Raw genomic sequence first — 18,280 nt, 5'->3', positions numbered from 1 at the left:
ATAACATATTTTTTAATCTAAATATTAGGGTTTTATGATTTTTTTATAATACATTTGAAAAACAAACGTAAAAATGACGTTTATAAATTAATCTTAATTTTAAACTATAATAAGATGAACGTAAGCACAATACCATTATTGGACCACAATTCAATTATTAGAAAAAATAAAAATAAAAACGTATTTTTATTAGGGTTAAGTCTATTACTGTTTTTTGGAATTACTAGCGTTTCTGCTCAAGAAGAGATAGTAGAAGAGGTGGTAGAAGTGACCGACTATGAACCCTTTAGTATTGGAGCACATTTAAAAAACATGCATACTTGGCATGGGTTTGTTGTGCATCAAGGGGCTGTAATTGCCACTAACATTGAGTATAATTCAAAAAACGAAAAATTTACTTTTGGTTTTTGGGGTGGTGCCAGTTTTGCAGGTGCTGATATAGTCACTAATACAGGAGAAACAGTAAGTGCTTTATATAAAGAGTTTTCAATATATACTAAATATCGTTTTTCAGATACATTTTTTATTGAAGCGGTATCACACAATAATTACACAGGAGTAGAGGAACGAGGTGATAAATTGCACTATTGGAGTTATGATAAAACACAAGGTTACAATTTTGTAGACTTAAATTTTGGCTACAACATTACCCCTAATACACTATTATATTTTGCGACCATTATTAATGGTGGTTCTGGAGATTATCAAATTGAAACGGATGGTGCTTTAGAAGAGTCTTGGACGCATTATTTTGAAGTGAGCAGTAAGGTGTGGGAAAACAAAAACGCCAGTCTATCTTTATTTGCAGGTGGTGCTTGGTCTTTTATAACGGATAAAACATTTTATACGGAAGGTGCAGGAAATATTATAAATGTAGGTGCGACCTTTAGTAAAGCAATTGCCATTAAAAATTTCAAATTGCCAGTGGATGTTACCATGATGTGGAATCCTGAACAAGAGAAAACAGTATTACAGTTAGATATTACTTTATTTTAAATGTATATAATGCTTTAATTAATAGTTAGAATTATGAAAATTAAAAACTTAAAAATCGCGCTTAACAAATTAATAGTTCCAATAATGGTATTGGCATTAATTAGCAGTGTCTCTAGTTGTGTAGAGCATTTAGACTCCAGTAAAGCAACTGCTAATAGTGGAGATGATGGTGGCGAAATATTTAAAAGTGCTCTAGATCTAACCGGTAAAAAAATAGGGTATTGCACACCTTCCTTAAATGCACCGTATTATCAAGCCTTATTGCAAAGTATAAAATCGACTACAGAAAAAAATGGGATGATTTTTTACTCGGCAGACGGTCAGGATGATATTAATAAGCAAATAGCAGCGGTTGAAGATTTAATTACTAGAGGAGTTGATGCTTTACTATTAAACCCTAAAGATCCTGATGCTTTAGTTGGAATAACCAAAGTGGCCAAAGCAGCTGGAATTCCGGTCTTTATAATTGATAGTTCTATTAATCCTTCCGCAGATTTTGTAACCACTATCCAATCTAACAATTTGGCTAATGGCGAATTAGCAGGGGCTTGGTTAGCAAAAAAAATGGGGAGTACACCAATGAATATTGCTTTATTAAGTGGGAATGCTGGAAACCCAGTAGGTAGAACACGTAAACAAGGTTTATTACAAGGGATTACTGAAGAGCAGTTAAGAACACAGGGAAAAATAAATTTGAATGTTAAAACACAAGCGTATACGGAGTGGTCTTATGCTGGTGGTTTAAAAGCGATGGAAGATATTTTAGTGGCGCATCCAGATATTAATGTGGTTATTACCGAGTCTGATGTTTGTGTATTGGGCGCTATAAAAGCAATTGCTCAAGCCGGGAAAACAGATGATATTTTAATAGTGGCAGGTGCAGATGGACAAAAGGAAGCGATAAAGTATATAATGGATACCGATTTTTACGGTTGTACTGCAATGAATAGTCCAGTGCAAATTGGTAAGAATGCTGTAAAACATGCTGTAGAGTATATGAATGGGAGAAGAGATTTTGATAAAAAATCGTACACAGCACCTTTATTGATTACTAAAGAAAATGCTGCCAAGTATTATAACCCAAATGCTTTATTTTAATATTTAAGAGGATGTATTATGAAAACTTCAGAAAATAAATACCGTCTTGAAATGACAGGAATCTCCAAAAGTTTTGGTGTGGTTTCAGTGCTTAAAGATGTGAACCTAAAAGTGAAACCAGGTGAAATACATGCGTTGTTAGGTGAGAATGGTGCCGGGAAATCAACCTTAGTTAAAATATTAAGTGGTGTCCATCATAAAGATTCTGGAACAGTCGTTTTAGATGGAACAGAAATTAATCCTAAAAACACACATGAAGGTCAGGTTTTAGGAATTAGTGTTGTGTATCAAGAATTATCTTTAGTCAACGATTTGTCCGTCGCAGAGAACATCTATTTACACAAATTGGGGGCGAGTAAATTCTGGATGAATTGGGATAAAATAACAAATGATGCACAAGCTTTAATTGATTCTTTAGGTTTTGAAATTGATGCTTCAGCTAAAGTAAGAGATTTAAGTATTGTTCAAAAACAAGTTGTAGAGATTGCAAAAGCACTTTCTGAAGATACTAAAGTGTTGGTTTTGGATGAACCGACAACCGTATTTGATCCAACAGATATTAAAAAATTATTTGACAACCTTTTTAGATTACGGGACCAAGGGATTTCTATCATCTATATATCACATCATTTAGACGAGATTTTTAAGATAGCAGATTCGGTTACAGTCTTAAGAGATGGTGTAGATACAGGAAGTATGGCGGTTAAAGATACTGATACGGATGGTGTTATTCGCTTAATGATCGGTCGCGAACTTAAGGATTTATATCCCGCTAGAAGTGTTACGATTGGACCAGACCCTATTTTTGAAGTTAAAAACTTAACCGCAAAAGATACGATAGTACATGATGTGTCTTTTTCAGTAAGACCAGGAGAAGTATTAGGTATTGCTGGTTTAGGAGGTAGTGGGAGAACGGAAACTGCTAAGTTAATTTTTGGTGCAGATAAAAAGAAGTCAGGCACCTTATTATTAAACGGTAAAGAGATTAAGACAAAATCTCCTGTAGATGCTGCTACTCACCAAATTGGCTTTGTGTCTGAAGACAGAAAAGAAGAAGGTGTGTTTTTGCCATTATCCATTAGACGGAATATTAGCGTGACTAGTTTTAAATCTATTTCTGGTAAACTAGGTTTTATTAAGGTGGATGACGAGTATAAAAATGTTTTGGGCTTAATTGAAAAATTGAATATCAAAGCACCAAGTTCTGAGGTTAATGTTAAAAACCTTAGTGGTGGAAATCAGCAAAAAGTAGCCTTAGCAAAATGGTTAAGCATCGATAGTAAAGTCATTTTTATTGACGAACCGACAAGAGGTGTTGACGTTGGTGCAAAAATAGAAATCTACAACCTAATTAATGAAGTCGCTAAAAAAGGGGTTGGTGTAGTTGTAATATCATCGGACATGCCAGAAATTATGGGGATTTCAGACCGAATTTTAGTGATGCATAAAGGTACGGTTTATGGCGAGTTGCAGAAAGCGCAATTTTCAGAAGAAAACATATTACGTTACTCCATCGGTAAGCAATTAAAATAATACAACTAAACAATAAAACATTTTCGTTATGGCTTTAACAATAAAAGAACAACTAAGCAGTCCTGGAGGCATACTAAAGTTTTTAGTAAAGTATAATACTATATTTATTTTCCTTTTATTAGTCCTGTTTTCAGCACTGATTTCTGATGTGTTTTTTACATCAGTAAACCTTTCCAATTTATTAAAACAAGTGTCAGGTATAGGTATTATTAGTATTGGTATGCTTATCGTAATTCTAACAGGTGGAATTGATTTGTCTGTAGGGTCCATGGTTGCTTTACTCGCAGTCACCTTTGCTATTTTGATTAATCTTATAATCTTACCACTAGCCATTATATTTACTATAGCTATCGGTTTTGGCTTGGGGAGTATTTCTGGGTATCTGGTAGCTTATCAAAAAATGGCCCCTTTTGTCGCCACCTTAGCCTTAATGACTATTGCTAGAGGTTTAGGATTTATATATTCTAAGGGCTCTCCAGTTACTTTTAAGACAGCAGGAGGGGTATTTATGTCAGACTTTGCAAATAACGCAACACTAGGGATTCCTAATATAGCTATCGTCTTTTTTCTTATTGTGATTGTAGCTATGGTTATGTTGCGTTATAACGTGTTTGGGCGCTTAATAATAGCGATTGGAAGTAACGAAGAAGCGTCACGATTATCAGGTATTAAAGTCAATAAGTATAAGTTTTTAGTGTACGCTATTTCTGGTGCTTTGGCAGCGACCGCAGCAATAATTGTAGCCTCTAGAACTAATTTAGGATCGCCAAATATGGGGATGTCATGGGAATTGGATGCTATTGCAGCTGTAGTTATTGGTGGGGCTAGTTTAAATGGTGGTCGAGGAACAGCGATAAATACATTAATGGGAGTTTTGATTTTAGGTTTAATAGGGAATATTTTAAACTTATTAAATGTACCATCATACCCACAACAAGTAGTTAAAGGAGGAATTATAATATTTGCGGTTTTACTTCAAAGATTTGAAAGCAAATAAACACACGATTAAAATGAAAAATTACAAATTAAACTCTGCAAACCTTTCAAACCTTTCTGAAAGAATTGCTGTACCGCAATACGATAGGTCTAAAGTTAAAACAGGTATTGTACATGTTGGTATTGGTGGTTTTCATAGAGCGCATGAAGCGTTTTATACAGACCAATTATTACATGATAACTCAGTGACTGATTGGGGAATCTGTGGTGTCGCTTTATTAGATTTTGACACTAAAATTTATAACACGTTAAAAGCGCAAGATGGTTTGTATACTTTGATTGTTAAGCAATTAGACGGTACACATACCAACCGTGTGATTGGATCGATAGTAGAATGTTTGTTTGCACCAGAAGACCCAATAAAGGTTATTGAAAAAATGGCAAGTCCAGAGGTTAAAATCATTTCATTAACCATTACAGAAGGTGGTTATAATTACAATGAAGCGACTAAAGCCTTTGATTTTACTAATCCTTTAATTCAACATGATTTAGAGCATCCAGACTCGCCAAAAACTATTTTCGGGTATTTGACGCAAGCTTTAAAATTGAGAAAGGAAAGAGATATAATAGGTTGTACGATTCAATCGTGTGATAATATTCAGGGCAATGGACACATGACCAAAAAAATGTTATTGAGTTATGTTAATACAGCAGAACCTGATTTAGTAACGTGGATCGAAAATAATGTGTCATTTCCAAATGCAATGGTGGATAGGATAACGCCTGCAACTGCAGCGATAGATAGTACTATTTTAAGTGAAACTTTAGGTGTTGACGATGCTTGGCCAGTAGTTTGCGAGCCTTTTAAACAATGGGTTATTGAAGATGACTTTATAGCGGGGCGACCAGCATGGGAAACCGTTGGAGCGCAATTTGTTGATAATGTAGTGCCTTATGAGAAAATGAAACTAAGTTTATTAAATGCGGGGCATTCTGTATTAGGTATTCTTGGGGCATTAATCGGATATAATACCATTGACCAATCTGTTAGTAATCCTAATATAAGTGCTTTTTTAAATGCTTATATGGATGTAGAGGTAACGCCGACGTTAGGTGATTTGGAAGGCATTAATTTAGAGGATTATAAAAAATCACTATTAGAGCGTTTTGGAAATATTAATATTAAAGATCAAATAGATCGTATTTGTTCGGAAAGTTCAGCCAAATTTCCAATTTTTATTTTACCAACGGTCCAATCTCAGTTAGAAAGTAAAGGGTCTGTGCAATTAGCAGCCTTTGTAGCAGCAGCTTGGGCTATTTATAGTTTAGGTAAAGATGAGAATGGTGTGGATTTAATTATTAAAGATGCCATGCAATTGGAGTTAAAAGAAAAAGCTTTAGAAGCTAAAACTAATCCAACTGCATTTTTAGAAATAGACTCTATTTTTGGAAACCTTAAGACGTCTTCAGTTTTTGTTGAGGCGTATATTGAAGCTTATCAAGATATTGAAAAGCATGGCATTGAAGTAGGCGTAAAAAATAGAAATGCTAACCATTTTACAAAGATCTAATGAAAAATATAGTTTGCTTTGGAGAGGTATTATGGGATGTTTTTCCAACACATAAAAAAATAGGAGGTGCGCCATTAAATGTGGCATTACGTTTACAATCTTTAGGTAATAATGTGTCTATTATTAGTAGTATTGGTGACGATAAAAAAGGAGTTAAAATTAAAGAGTATATAGTAGCGCAAGGTGTAAATGCAGAACACCTCCAGGTTGACAAAAAATTGAAGACAGGAAAGGTAAAGGTGATGCTTAACCAAAAAGGATCTGCATCTTATAATATTATGTTTCCTCGTGCTTGGGATGCTATTAAGTTAAATGAGTCTAATAAAAAAGTGACAGAAAAAGCAGATGCTTTTATTTATGGAAGTTTGTCAGCAAGAGATGATACCTCAAGAGACACATTGTATGCGCTTCTAAAATTAGCCAAGTATAAAATTTTTGACGTCAATCTTAGAGAACCATATTATACAACAGATGTTTTAAGCGATTTGATGGAAGCTGCAGATTTTATAAAATTTAATGATGATGAAATTTTTGAAATAGGAGAGCAGTTAAAGTCTAAAACACATGGTCTTGAACAGAATATTAAGTTTATAGCAGAACATACAAACACGAAAACGATTTGTGTTACAAAAGGACGTCATGGTGCTATTTTATATTATAACGACACTTATTATTATAATAGTGGTTATCAAATTGAAGTGGTTGATACAGTTGGTGCTGGAGATTCTTTTTTAGCAACACTTATTAGTAAACTGCTAAAAGGAGATAACCCGCAAGAAGCTATAGATTTTGCTTGTGCTATTGGTGCTTTAGTGGCAGGTAGTGAGGGAGCAAACCCTAAGTTTACGACAGAAGATATTAATGCGTTTATTAACCCTAACTAAATAAGCGTATTATATTAAATAGGATTGATAGTGCTATTTAAAAGGCTTTATGTTTTCATAAAGCCTTTTTTTTTGTTTGTAATTGTATATAAATTAATAACCGAACATCATTTTTAGATGCTAGTTGTAAATTAACCATTTTACCCCCTGAAAACAGGGTAGCTATTGTTTAGTATATTGTTTAATATTGCTACTTAATATATACTATTATTCTATTTTTGCCTCGAATGACTCAATTTATCAATTGCAACTTTAAAAAAACACTCCTCTTTATTTTTGTTTTGCCATCATTATTATGGTCTCAAAATGAAAATAATTTTACCATATTTGGGCACACGCCTGAAGTTGTAAGTAAGCAACTATACAAAAGCTTACGCAAGGCAAAAGCGCCTAATGATCGACTTGTTCTTTTGGATAGTATTGCAGTCCAATTTTTGCCATCTAATAATGCTGATTCTCTTTTTTATTATGGAACAGAAATTAAAAAAGAAGTTTTAAATCTAAAAAATAGTACTGTTTTAAAAGATAAATATAATTTAAAGGCGTTGTATTACAGAGGGTTGGGAGCGCAAAGTATGGGTTTTTTAGATGAGTCTATTGGTTATTTTATAGAGGGGATTACATTAGCAGAAGAGAATAGTATAATATTTCAGCGGTTTAAATTAGCTTTAGCAGAGACTTATATTTTAAAAGAAGAATTAGAGAAGTCTAAGGCTATTTTAGATGAGTTAAAGCCTATTTGTATAGCTCCAAAAATGTTGCTTTATTTTAAAACAACGCTTTCTAATTATTACATATATACTGGTCAATTTGAGAAAGCGGAACAATTAATTAAAAACACACTACAGTCCATAGATAAAGCGAAGTCTCTTAAAGTGTTTTTGAGGTTAAAAACGATTTTAGGTCGTTTAAAACGAATGAGAGGACAGCTTGATGAAGCTTTGTCTATTTTTTATGAAATTAAAAATCAAACTTTAAACGAAGGTTTTTTCGATATTTACATCGCTATTACTTTAAATGAAGGCGAGGTGTATAATGTTAAAGGTGACTATGAAGTTGCTGAAATGATTCTGAGTACAGCCTATGTTAACGCTATACAATGGAATCAGTTAAATTTAGAACAAAGGGTTATTAGGGCTTTGACAAAACTTTATGTTTCAAAAGAGGATTATAGAAATGCATATCATCTTAAAACAAAATTAGCAGCAATAAATTATAAAGTTATAAATAGCCAGAACCAACGCTTTATTAAAGACTTTGAGTTTAAATATGAAACCTTAAATAAAGAAAAAAAGATACTAACTCTACAAGAAGATAAAGTCAATAAAGAACGAGAAATAGAATATCAAAAGACAATAAAATATGCTATTCTTATTGGTTTTTTTATCTTACTTATTCCGATAATATTATTATTAATCGTGTATTATCAGAAGTTACAAACACAAAGTTTATTGGCGAAGCAACAGGAGGTATTGAGTCAAAAAGAAATGACTTCAATCCTACAAACTCAAGAACTAGAACTAGTAAAGAATACGATTGTTGTTCAAAATAAAGAACGAGATCGTATTGCTAGGGAGTTGCATGATAGCATAGGCGGTAATATTGCAGGTATAAAACTACAAATGAATAACCTTCTAGATAGTAATCCTGAAGTAGGCACATTATTAGGGCAATTAGAAAAAACGTATCAACAAGTTAGAGATATCTCTCACAGTTTAATTCCTAATGAGTTTAAAGAGAATAATTTTACAGCTTTAGTTAAAAATTATATTGCCACATTAAAACAAAACAATACAGTAGTTATTAATTTTGATGCGTATCCGGAAAATGCGGTTAATGCTTTGAGCTATACATTGCAATCTAATATTTTAAACATAGTAAAAGAATTAATTACTAATGCTTTTAAACATGCTAGTGCTAACGAAATAGACTTACAAATCAGTGTCCTTCAAGAAGAGAATAGTGTTGAGATTTTGTATGAAGATGATGGTGTTGGTTTTGAATTAAAAACGACAACCAAGGGAATCGGAATACAAAATATAGAATATAGAGTTAAAATATTTAATGGTAAACTTTCAATTGATTCCGCATTAAATAGAGGTACAGTAATAACAATAAGCATTCCAAAACAAGACTAATTTTATGACAGAACAGTATAACATAATTATCGCAGACGACCATAGTATGTTTTTAGACGGGTTACGAAGTATTCTTTCTGAAGAACAAAATATAACAATTGTTTTAGCAGCAACTAAAGGGACACAGGTTGCTAAGTATCTAGAGATTAATTCTGATGAAAAAATAGATTTAGTCATTACTGATATTAACATGCCTGAGATGGATGGGATTGCTTTAAATAAAGTAATTAAAGAACAGTTTTCTACTGTAAAAACTTTAGTGGTTAGTATGTTAGAAGAGCCAATTAAAATACAAAGTTTAATTGATGCAGAGGCTAATGGATATTTGTCTAAAAATGCTGAAAAAGCAGAATTATTAAAAGCAATAAAAACTATTCTTAGTGGAGAAAATTATTTTTCTCCTAGGATTAAAAATATTGTTATGGAAGCAATGTTTGTCGCTAGATCTCAGCCTGACATTTCTTTAACTAAAAGAGAGAAAGAAGTATTAAAACTTATTGCTAAAGAGTTTACAACTAAAGAAATTGCTTCTCAGTTGTTTTTAAGTACACATACAATAGAGAGTTATCGTAAAAATTTAATTTCAAAACTAGAGGTTCGTAACATTGCTGGGTTAACTCGTTATGCTATCGAGAAAGGGCTAATGGATTAGTTGAAGTTTATTTTGGATATCCCTGAAAGTAGGGAGGTAAATTTCACTACATTTGGTGTCTAATAGATTTAGAAATCTATGCAACTTTGCACCATAACAAATAATAAACTAAAAATTAAACATTATGATTTACGGAATTACATTAATCCTTTTAAGTATCATCGCAGTACCATCGCTAATTTTAGCAAAAAAGCCTAACGCACAAGAATTATTAGATAAAATTGAACCTTACCAAGGTTGGATTGGTTTGATTTTTTGTTTAGGTGGTATTTGGGGTATTATTTCAGCATTTTTAAACATTGGATGGTTAACAAGTTTACCAATCTGGTGGATTACACTTTTAGCTGGAAGTTTAGTTCAAGCAGTATTAGGTTTCATGTTAGGATTTGGAATGATTAATAAATTAATTTTAAGCAATAACGAGGCTGCTCAACAAAAAGCAGAAGCTTTAAGAGTAAAATTAGCTCCAAAATTAGGAAAGTTAGGGATATTCGGTCTTATTGTTGGTGGTTGGATGATTGTAGCTTCATTAACTTTTATGTAAGCTTTAAGTCGGTATTTATAAAATATATTAAACTAATAAAATGCGTTGTAGCGTATTTATAACCTGTCCGGCTTTAAGTTGGACAGGTTTTTTATTTATAGTATGTTTTGATCAATACATAAAAGACTTTTGGTAGCTCTAAAAAATAGTTTTAATCTATACCTTTACTATTGTAAAATGCTATTCCTTTTAGCATCTTTGTAATATGGTCTATCAGTCTATTACAAAACATATAAATACACATATCAATCCAACCGAGAATGATATGCAAAAAATTAATGCCATTTTAAACGAAGTTTCCGTGTCTAAAGGCCAGTTTTTATTAAAGCCAGGGACTGCTGTTAAAAACGAGTATTTTGTTGTTAAGGGGTGTTTAAAAGCTTATTATATAGATGATAGAGGGAATAGACATATTATTCAGTTTGCTGTAGAGAATTGGTGGATTGGTGATTTTGAAGCCTTTTACAATCAAGCACCAGCAAAATTATATATCGAAGCTATTGAAGACGCACAGTTACTATCTATTAACTATGATAGTCTTCAAGATTTATATAAAGAAGCGCCAATTTTTGAACGGTATTTTAGAATACTAATAACAAAAGCCTTTATTTCTCAAAGTAAACGCATTTTGTCTACGCAAGAAAAAAACACGCAGCAGCGTTATTTAGAGTTTTGTCACTCATATCCGTTAATAGAAGATCGTGTACCAAATTATGATATCGCGAATTATTTAGGCGTGACTCCGGAAAATTTAAGTAGAGTTAGGCGACAGATAAAAAGTTAAATCTATCTTAATTGATATAGGTCAATGGTAATGCAGTATTAGTAATGTAACTTTGTAAGTATTAATAATTTACAAAACATAATAATGAGCACTCAACCCTTATTAACGCCTTATAATAACAATTTAAATCTTAATAATAGAGTCGTTATGGCACCGATGACGCGCGGTCGTGCTGATAACGAAGGTAAAGTCGCAACAGATGAGTTGCAAGGTTTATATTATGAGCAACGCGCTTCTGCAGGATTACTAATAACAGAAGGTTCTCAAGTATCAGAGAAAGCTGTGGGTTATATAAATACGCCTGGAATTTATAGTGAGGCACAAGTCGAAGGATGGAAAACAGTAACTAAGCGTGTACATGATAGAGGCGGAAAAATATTTATTCAATTATGGCACGTTGGACGTATGTCACATCCCGATTTTCATAATGGCGAATTACCGGTATCGGCTTCTGCTATAAATCCTAATGCACAATCATTTACTCCAAGCGGCTTTAAAGATACGGTCACGCCAAAGGAAATGACTCTTGAAGATATTAAGACAACGGTTAAAGATTTTCAGAATGCTGCCGCAAATGCCATAAAAGCGGGATTTGATGGCGTAGAGATTCATTCTTCAAACGGGTATTTATTTCAACAATTCTTTAATGGCTGCTCTAATAAGAGAACGGACGAGTATGGAGGAAGTAGCGAAAATAGAGCGCGTTTCTTTTTTGAAGTTTTAGACGCTATGAAGGCTGTTATTCCTCAGGAGAAAATTGGCGTTCGTTTTAATCCATCATTACACGGTATGTTTGGAATTACTTTAGATGAAGACACGATTCCGACATTTGAATATATTATTAAAAAATTAAACGATTACAATTTAGCATACGTACATTTATCAGAACCTTTTACAGATGTTTCTGAAGTCCCTTTTGCGGTAACTGAAATTGCAAAACATTTTAGACCTTTATATAATGGGACTTTAATGATTAATACCGCATTTGATAAAGACAAAGGAAATAAAGTTATTGAAGCTGGTGATGCCGATTTAGTAGCGTATGGAAAACCATTTATTTCTAATCCTGATTTAGTAGAACGTTTTGAAAACAATTTAGACTTAGCAGCGTGGGATCAAGAGACATTTTACACAACAGGAGTAAAAGGGTATACAGATTACCCAAAGGCGTCTAAATAATAATAGTTTAATTTAAAACACACAACATGAAATTTACAAGAAAAGCAAACGCAGAATGGAAAGGTAGTGGTAAAGATGGACAAGGAAACTTAACGACAGGAAGTAAGGTTTTAGATAAGACAAACTATTCATTTCATACACGCTTTGAGGATGGCGAAAAAGGAACCAATCCAGAAGAATTAATAGGAGCGGCACATGCAGGTTGTTTTGCTATGCAATTAAGTTTTTTATTAAATGAAAGCAATTTTATAGCAACTACTTTGGATGTTGATGCTACCGTTACTTTTGAGGATGGTGCGATTACGAAAATCACACTAAATTTGGTAGGTGATGTCCCAGAGATTGATGCAGAACAATTTCAACAAATAGCACATAAAGCGAAAGCGGTTTGTCCTGTTTCGAAAGCACTAAATACAGAAATAGAATTAAAAATAACATTAAAGAAATCAAAATAATGGCAACGACAACAGTAAAAGCATATGGAGCAACAGGAGCTACCGAAGATTTAAAACCGTTAGATATTCAACGAAGAACAGTTGGGACAGATGATGTAAAGATAGATATCACGTTTTGTGGTGTATGTCATAGTGATATTCATACCGTAAGAAATGATTGGAAAGGGTCTACATATCCTGTAGTTCCTGGACACGAAATTATTGGTCGTGTATTAGAAGTTGGTTCAGGGGTTACCAAATATAAAGTAGGAGACAGAGTAGGTGTAGGTTGTTTAGTGGATTCTTGTCAAACGTGTGCCTCTTGTGAGCAAGATTTGGAGCAGTTTTGCGAAAAAGGAACAACGTGGACGTATAACAGTCCAGATAAGCATATTGAAGGTGCGCAAACTTACGGTGGCTATTCGACGTCTGTAGTTGTAGATGAGAAATTTGTACTACGTATCCCTGAAAATTTAGACGAGGCTGCAACTGCCCCTTTATTATGTGCAGGAATTACAACTTGGTCGCCTTTAAGTCACTGGAAAGTTAAAAAAGGAGATAAAGTAGGCGTTATTGGCTTAGGAGGCTTAGGGCATATGGGTGTGAAGTTTGCACATGCATTAGGTGCTCAAGTGGTTATGATTACAACGTCTCCAGAAAAAGGGAAAGATGCTAAAAGATTAGGCGCGCACGAAGTATTGGTGTCTAAGGATGCCGAGGCCATGAAAGCACATCAAGGTAGTTTTGATTTTATCTTAAACACCATTCCTGTTGGTCATGAAATGGACCCTTATTTAGGATTACTTAAAATTGATGCTACAATGGTATTGGTTGGGGCAGTAGAGCCTTTAAAACCGTTTCATGGAGGAAGTATCATTGGAGGACGTAAGCGTATTGCAGGATCTTTAATTGGTGGAATTAAAGAAACGCAAGAGATGTTAGATTTTTGTGGAGAACATAATATTACTAGTGACATCGAGGTGATAGATATGCAGGATATAAATACTGCTTATGATCGTGTTACAAGTAATGATGTTAAGTATAGATTTGTAATTGACATGAAATCTCTTAAAGCATAATACTTAAAATACAGTGAATAATAAAACAGCATCTAATTATAATTAGATGCTGTTTTTGTTTCAGTTAAATTAAGTGACAGTAGTATTAAGTGGTCTTGCTTAAGCGGAATGGGGTAAAGCTTATAAATACTAATGTGTAAATAAGTAGGAGTAAGAGATACCAAGTGTTTGAAACTAGGTCTAAGTAATCTATTTTCCCATTGGAAAAACTTAAAATCATTAAAACTTGTGCACCATAAGGTAAAAGACCTTGTGTGATACAAGCAAAAATATCCAAAATAGAAGCTGTCTTTTTATTATCTAATTGGTAATCATCATTTATAGTTTTTGCAATAGGTCCAGTAATTATAATAGATACCGTGTTATTTGCAATGGCCATATTAGTCGTACTGACTAACGTTGCAATTCCAAATTGAGCCGTCTTTTTATTCTTGATTAGTGTTTTTATTTTGACTAGTATAAATTCGATACCACCATTTTTCTTTACTAACGCAGCTAAACCTCCAGTAAGTAAGGATAGTAAGAAAATTTCTGTCATACTTGTAAAACCTGTATAGGCGATTTTTGTAGACTCGATAATTGTAAAATCACCATAAAAAACACCTAAAACCCCTCCAAAGACAACACCAAGAAGTAGCGTTATAAAAACATTAACGCCGATTATAGATAAAATAATGACTAATAAATAAGGTAATATTTTAATTATAGAATAGCTGTAAACTACTGTTTCTGTTTCAGCTGCTTTTAAACCAAAACCTTGAAAAATTAATATGGCAGCAGTAAATAGAGCAGCTGGAACAGCAATTTTGATGTTCTGTTTGAATTTATCACTCATCTTACAACCTAAAGATTGTGTGGCGGCAATAGTCGTATCCGAAATAACGGATAAGTTGTCTCCAAACATACTTCCACCTAGTAAGGCTCCACAAAGTATACCAAGATCTACACTACTTTTATCTGCAAATCCAACAACTATTGGAGCTAATGCAACAATGGATCCTACAGAAGTACCTGTAGATACAGATAGGAATCCTGCAATTATAAAAACACCAAAATAAATGTAGTGTATGGAAATATAATCTAATCCAAGATTAACAATAGCATCCACACTTCCTGTCGCTTTAGTAATGGCAGCGAAAGCACCTGCTAACAAATATATTAAACACATGGTTAGAATTTTATCGTCACCACAGCCTTTTAAAAGCGTTTTAATTTTAGAATTAATGGATTGCTTAAACATTAAAAAGGCGACGATAATACCTGCGATAACAGCAATAGGTGCAGGAAGCGCATAAAAATCGTTTTGATAAATACCAACACCTAGGAATGTAAAAACAAAGACCAGTAATGGTATTAATGCTGAGAATTTTGGAATAATTTTAGTTGACTGTGCCATTTTTCTTTTTCATTTTAAAAAGGATATAGCAGCTAGTAAGTAGAAATATGAGTTAACATTTGTTCCAAATACTTGGCTTATCTATTTAGCACCTTGCTTGTTATTGCAGGTTGCTATCTCCTTTTTTGAGATTCTTGATAATTAATTTAAGAGCACAAAATTAGTGCATAAACGAATAGGCATATCTTAAAAAATGTTAATTTTTAATACTATTTTAAAACTTAAGGTTTAATGATTTAGCACTTGTTATAGCAGATTAAAGCGCGAATTTCAAGTTTTGCGTTATCTAGAAAAAATCTCATCGATAAATAACGGGGTTTTGTATAGTCAATTGCCGTAAACGTCTATCGCTTTATAATAAGATTATATATAGTTACACCTTTGAAGTGTTAAATCAAAACACTCAAAAAAATGAAATTATATCTAATCCTAGCAAGTCTATTCTTCGTGCAGTTTTCTTTTGCGCAAGACGCTTCAACTAACACAGCATCTAAGGTGTGGTCTTTAGAAGATTGTATCACGTACGCCATAGAAAATAACATTACTATAAAAGATGCAGCTTTAAATAAAAGCATTGCCGAAATAGATTACAGTAAAGCAAAGTCATCTAGATTGCCGAACCTGTTTGGTAGTGCGTCTCAAAATTTTTCTAGCGGAAATACTATTGATCCTATTACTAGTAGTTATGTTACAGATCAAATAAACAGTACTAATGTTGGTATAAACAGTTCTATGACCTTGTTTCAAGGCAATCAGATTAGCAATCAAATTAAACAAAATAAACTACTGTTAGAGCAAAGTGTGTATTTGGAAGAAGTAGAAAAGAATAACATTGAGTTAAATATTTTAGAAGTCTATTTACAAACGCTTTTTAGTAAAGAAAGCATCGCTATAGCGGAAAACAATTTAGCAGCTTCAGAAAAAGAAGTACTAAGAGCAAAAGCACGTTTAGATGCTGGTACTATTGCATTAAGCGATTATACTGAAGCACAAAGTCAAGCAGCTACAAACAAGTACAACGTTATTGCTTCTAAAAACGATTACCAACAATACATCATTCAGTTAAAGCAGTTATTAGAATTATCACCTTTAGAAAATTTAGAGATTGAAACCATTGATGAAAACATGGATTTAATTAATCTAGAAATCGATAAAAACCAGTTATACAATAACGCTATTGGTTTTTTACCAGAGATACAAGCTAGTAAATTAAATATAGCTGCAAACGAAAAAGAATTAGACATCGCAAAAGGTGGTTTTTTACCAACGTTGTCTTTAAACGGAAGCGTTGGTTCTGGTTACACAAGTATTAATGATAATACGTTTTCAGATCAGTTTGATGTTAATTTTAATCAGAAAATAGGACTATCGTTAAGTATTCCAATTTTTAATAGAAATCAAACTAAAGCAGCAGTTAAAACGGCATCAATAAATATTGAAAAAGCTGAGATTCAAAAACAGAATACAGAAAAAGAAGTTTATAAAAAAGTAGAAACAGCGTATCAAAACGCAGTGTCTGCGCAAGAACAAGTCATTGCAGCCGATGCCTCTAAAACAGCAGCAGAGCAGTCTTACAAACTAGCACAGAAAAAGTATGAATTAGGAGGTTTAAGTACAACTGATTTAGTGATTAGTCAAAACACCTTTACTAATGCGCAGCAAAACTATTTACAATCTAAATACTTAAATATTTTATACCACCAATTATTACAATTTTATCAAGGAAACGACATCAAACTTTAAACCATATCATTATGAACCTTCCATAATTTAAATTCGATATCTACGGAAATGATTATTTGGAAACACCATGTGACCGAACAAAAAACAAAATATATAAACTCATGAAAAATAAAAAAAATATAATAATAGTAAGCATTGTACTTGTAGTACTCGCTATTGCAGGATACGCATTATTAAAAGGAGACGATGCTATTGTAATTGAAGCTAAGACCGTTTTAGCTAAAAAGGCTAATGTTACCACCATGGTTACTGCAACAGGTACAATGGAGCCTATTACGCAAGTTGAGGTTGGTACACAAGTGTCTGGAGTTGTAGAAAAAATATATGTGGATTATAACAGTGTGGTTACGGAAGGACAATTAATAGCAGAATTGGATAAAACCAATTTAAATGCAGCAAAAACGCAAGCACAAGCAGCGTACGATAATGCGGTTAGCCAAAGAAACTACACACAAACGATTTACGACAGACAGAAAACGTTATTTGATAATCAAGTGATCAGTAAATCAGATTTTGATGATGCGACTTTCAACTATCAAACAGCAAAAGGAACGGTGACGCAACGTTATTCAGATTTACAACAAGCCAGAACTAATTTAGGTTATGCAAATATTTATTCGCCTATCGATGGTGTGGTTTTATCTAGAGCTATTGACGAAGGGCAAACGGTGGCAGCAAGTTTAAGTACACCAACGCTATTTACTATTGCTCAAGATTTAAAAGAAATGCAAGTAGAGGCAGATGTAGATGAGGCAGATATAGGACAAGTAAAAGAAGGACAACGCGTCACATTTACAGTCGATGCTTACTTAGGTGAAACCTTTGAAGGTGAAGTAACACAAGTAAGATTGGATCCAACTGTTACTTCAAATGTAGTAACGTATACCGTTGTAATTAAAGCAGATAACCCAGATTTAAAACTGAAGCCAGGATTAACAGCAACTATTTCAATTTACACATTAGAATTAAATGATGTATTAACTGCGGAAGCTAAAGCCATCAACTTTAAACCAGAAAAAGAAGTCTTTGCAAGCTATAATTTACAACACCAATTAGAAGCTAATAACACTGAAAGAACTAAAGAAGGAACAACACTTTGGGTATTGGAAAGTAGCGGGTCTATTTCACCTAAAGCAGTAACACTTGGCGCAAGTGATGGTGTAAATGTACAAGTATTAAGTGGCGTTTCAGAAGGAGATAAACTTGTGTATAGTTTAAAAGGCGTTTCAAAATCGGAGGCCAGTGTTTCCGCTAAAAGCGAAAGTCCGTTTATGCCACAAAAACCAGGAGGTAACAGGAAAAAATAAATAATC

At 33.2% G+C, this 18,280-nt stretch carries 16 protein-coding genes and 1 riboswitch; of the genes, 15 read left to right on the top strand and 1 reads right to left on the bottom strand.

Features of this window, described 5'->3' with window-relative positions:
- Positions 1 to 114 precede the first annotated feature (114 nt).
- The 13 genes from H0I26_RS13300 (at position 115) to H0I26_RS13240 (ending at position 13,828) form a co-directional block, all read left to right on the top strand.
- Positions 115 to 996, top strand: a complete 882-nt coding sequence (locus tag H0I26_RS13300; protein ID WP_218699532.1) for a hypothetical protein — start codon at positions 115 to 117, stop codon at positions 994 to 996.
- Between the two features lie 33 nt (positions 997 to 1,029).
- Complete coding sequence (locus H0I26_RS13295) at positions 1,030 to 2,094, top strand: substrate-binding domain-containing protein (protein ID WP_218699531.1); 1,065 nt, start codon at positions 1,030 to 1,032, stop codon at positions 2,092 to 2,094.
- A gap of 18 nt (positions 2,095 to 2,112) precedes the next feature.
- Positions 2,113 to 3,627, top strand: a complete 1,515-nt coding sequence (locus H0I26_RS13290) for a sugar ABC transporter ATP-binding protein (protein WP_218699530.1) — start codon at positions 2,113 to 2,115, stop codon at positions 3,625 to 3,627.
- A 28-nt stretch (positions 3,628 to 3,655) separates the two neighbouring features.
- The gene (locus H0I26_RS13285) at positions 3,656 to 4,624 is read left to right on the top strand and encodes an ABC transporter permease (protein ID WP_101018672.1); all 969 of its coding nucleotides are present in this window, start codon (positions 3,656 to 3,658) and stop codon (positions 4,622 to 4,624) included.
- A gap of 13 nt (positions 4,625 to 4,637) precedes the next feature.
- Positions 4,638 to 6,134 (top strand): mannitol dehydrogenase family protein, encoded by a 1,497-nt coding sequence (locus H0I26_RS13280; protein WP_218699529.1) that lies wholly within the window; start codon positions 4,638 to 4,640, stop codon positions 6,132 to 6,134.
- Positions 6,134 to 7,018, top strand: a complete 885-nt coding sequence (locus tag H0I26_RS13275; RefSeq protein WP_218699528.1) for a carbohydrate kinase family protein — start codon at positions 6,134 to 6,136, stop codon at positions 7,016 to 7,018. The genes H0I26_RS13280 and H0I26_RS13275 overlap by 1 nt, the downstream gene beginning before the upstream one ends.
- 281 nt (positions 7,019 to 7,299) lie before the next feature.
- Positions 7,300 to 9,156 (top strand): ATP-binding protein, encoded by a 1,857-nt coding sequence (locus H0I26_RS13270; RefSeq protein ID WP_218699527.1) that lies wholly within the window; start codon positions 7,300 to 7,302, stop codon positions 9,154 to 9,156.
- 4 nt (positions 9,157 to 9,160) lie between these two features.
- Positions 9,161 to 9,808 (top strand): response regulator transcription factor, encoded by a 648-nt coding sequence (locus H0I26_RS13265; RefSeq protein WP_101018669.1) that lies wholly within the window; start codon positions 9,161 to 9,163, stop codon positions 9,806 to 9,808.
- Positions 9,809 to 9,932: 124 nt separating this feature from the next.
- Positions 9,933 to 10,352 (top strand): hypothetical protein, encoded by a 420-nt coding sequence (locus H0I26_RS13260; RefSeq protein WP_101018668.1) that lies wholly within the window; start codon positions 9,933 to 9,935, stop codon positions 10,350 to 10,352.
- A gap of 265 nt (positions 10,353 to 10,617) precedes the next feature.
- Positions 10,618 to 11,136 carry a Crp/Fnr family transcriptional regulator gene (locus H0I26_RS13255; RefSeq protein ID WP_232735075.1) on the top strand — a complete coding sequence of 173 codons (519 nt, stop codon included), beginning with the start codon at positions 10,618 to 10,620 and terminating at the stop codon, positions 11,134 to 11,136.
- Between the two features lie 84 nt (positions 11,137 to 11,220).
- Positions 11,221 to 12,315 (top strand): alkene reductase, encoded by a 1,095-nt coding sequence (locus H0I26_RS13250; protein WP_218699526.1) that lies wholly within the window; start codon positions 11,221 to 11,223, stop codon positions 12,313 to 12,315.
- Positions 12,316 to 12,341: 26 nt separating this feature from the next.
- Positions 12,342 to 12,770, top strand: a complete 429-nt coding sequence (locus tag H0I26_RS13245) for an OsmC family protein (RefSeq protein ID WP_218699525.1) — start codon at positions 12,342 to 12,344, stop codon at positions 12,768 to 12,770.
- On the top strand, positions 12,770 to 13,828 hold the full coding sequence (locus H0I26_RS13240) for an NAD(P)-dependent alcohol dehydrogenase (RefSeq protein WP_218699524.1): 1,059 nt from the start codon (positions 12,770 to 12,772) through the stop codon (positions 13,826 to 13,828). The genes H0I26_RS13245 and H0I26_RS13240 overlap by 1 nt, the downstream gene beginning before the upstream one ends.
- 85 nt (positions 13,829 to 13,913) lie before the next feature.
- On the opposite strand, the gene H0I26_RS13235 is transcribed toward H0I26_RS13240, so the two are convergent.
- Positions 13,914 to 15,224, bottom strand: coding sequence for a Na+/H+ antiporter NhaC family protein (locus H0I26_RS13235; protein ID WP_218699523.1), 1,311 nt, complete (start codon positions 15,222 to 15,224; stop codon positions 13,914 to 13,916).
- Between the two features lie 48 nt (positions 15,225 to 15,272).
- Positions 15,273 to 15,370, bottom strand: a riboswitch (SAM-I-IV-variant riboswitch).
- A 265-nt stretch (positions 15,371 to 15,635) separates the two neighbouring features.
- On the opposite strand from H0I26_RS13235, the gene H0I26_RS13230 reads away from it, so the two are divergent.
- Together H0I26_RS13230 and H0I26_RS13225 are read left to right on the top strand one after the other, a co-directional pair.
- The gene (locus tag H0I26_RS13230) at positions 15,636 to 16,967 is read left to right on the top strand and encodes a TolC family protein (protein ID WP_218699522.1); all 1,332 of its coding nucleotides are present in this window, start codon (positions 15,636 to 15,638) and stop codon (positions 16,965 to 16,967) included.
- Between the two features lie 101 nt (positions 16,968 to 17,068).
- On the top strand, positions 17,069 to 18,274 hold the full coding sequence (locus tag H0I26_RS13225) for an efflux RND transporter periplasmic adaptor subunit (protein WP_218699521.1): 1,206 nt from the start codon (positions 17,069 to 17,071) through the stop codon (positions 18,272 to 18,274).
- Positions 18,275 to 18,280 lie beyond the last annotated feature (6 nt).

It is taken from the genome of Olleya sp. HaHaR_3_96, assembly GCF_019278545.1.
In the GTDB taxonomy this organism is placed as follows: domain Bacteria; phylum Bacteroidota; class Bacteroidia; order Flavobacteriales; family Flavobacteriaceae; genus Olleya.
This window is presented reverse-complemented; position numbering and strand designations above follow the sequence as displayed.

Excerpts from the sequence above, each read along its gene's own strand:
- H0I26_RS13275 (WP_218699528.1), top strand. The coding sequence starts at position 6,134 with ATGAAAAATATAGTTTGCTTTGGAGAGGTATTATGGGATGTTTTTCCA.
- H0I26_RS13255 (WP_232735075.1), top strand. The coding sequence starts at position 10,618 with ATGCAAAAAATTAATGCCATTTTAAACGAAGTTTCCGTGTCTAAAGGC.
- H0I26_RS13235 (WP_218699523.1), bottom strand. The coding sequence starts at position 15,224 with ATGGCACAGTCAACTAAAATTATTCCAAAATTCTCAGCATTAATACCA.
- H0I26_RS13260 (WP_101018668.1), top strand. The coding sequence starts at position 9,933 with ATGATTTACGGAATTACATTAATCCTTTTAAGTATCATCGCAGTACCA.
- H0I26_RS13265 (WP_101018669.1), top strand. The coding sequence starts at position 9,161 with ATGACAGAACAGTATAACATAATTATCGCAGACGACCATAGTATGTTT.
- H0I26_RS13295 (WP_218699531.1), top strand. The coding sequence starts at position 1,030 with ATGAAAATTAAAAACTTAAAAATCGCGCTTAACAAATTAATAGTTCCA.
- H0I26_RS13240 (WP_218699524.1), top strand. The coding sequence starts at position 12,770 with ATGGCAACGACAACAGTAAAAGCATATGGAGCAACAGGAGCTACCGAA.
- H0I26_RS13250 (WP_218699526.1), top strand. The coding sequence starts at position 11,221 with ATGAGCACTCAACCCTTATTAACGCCTTATAATAACAATTTAAATCTT.
- H0I26_RS13230 (WP_218699522.1), top strand. The coding sequence starts at position 15,636 with ATGAAATTATATCTAATCCTAGCAAGTCTATTCTTCGTGCAGTTTTCT.
- H0I26_RS13245 (WP_218699525.1), top strand. The coding sequence starts at position 12,342 with ATGAAATTTACAAGAAAAGCAAACGCAGAATGGAAAGGTAGTGGTAAA.
- H0I26_RS13290 (WP_218699530.1), top strand. The coding sequence starts at position 2,113 with ATGAAAACTTCAGAAAATAAATACCGTCTTGAAATGACAGGAATCTCC.
- H0I26_RS13280 (WP_218699529.1), top strand. The coding sequence starts at position 4,638 with ATGAAAAATTACAAATTAAACTCTGCAAACCTTTCAAACCTTTCTGAA.
- H0I26_RS13285 (WP_101018672.1), top strand. The coding sequence starts at position 3,656 with ATGGCTTTAACAATAAAAGAACAACTAAGCAGTCCTGGAGGCATACTA.
- H0I26_RS13225 (WP_218699521.1), top strand. The coding sequence starts at position 17,069 with ATGAAAAATAAAAAAAATATAATAATAGTAAGCATTGTACTTGTAGTA.
- H0I26_RS13300 (WP_218699532.1), top strand. The coding sequence starts at position 115 with ATGAACGTAAGCACAATACCATTATTGGACCACAATTCAATTATTAGA.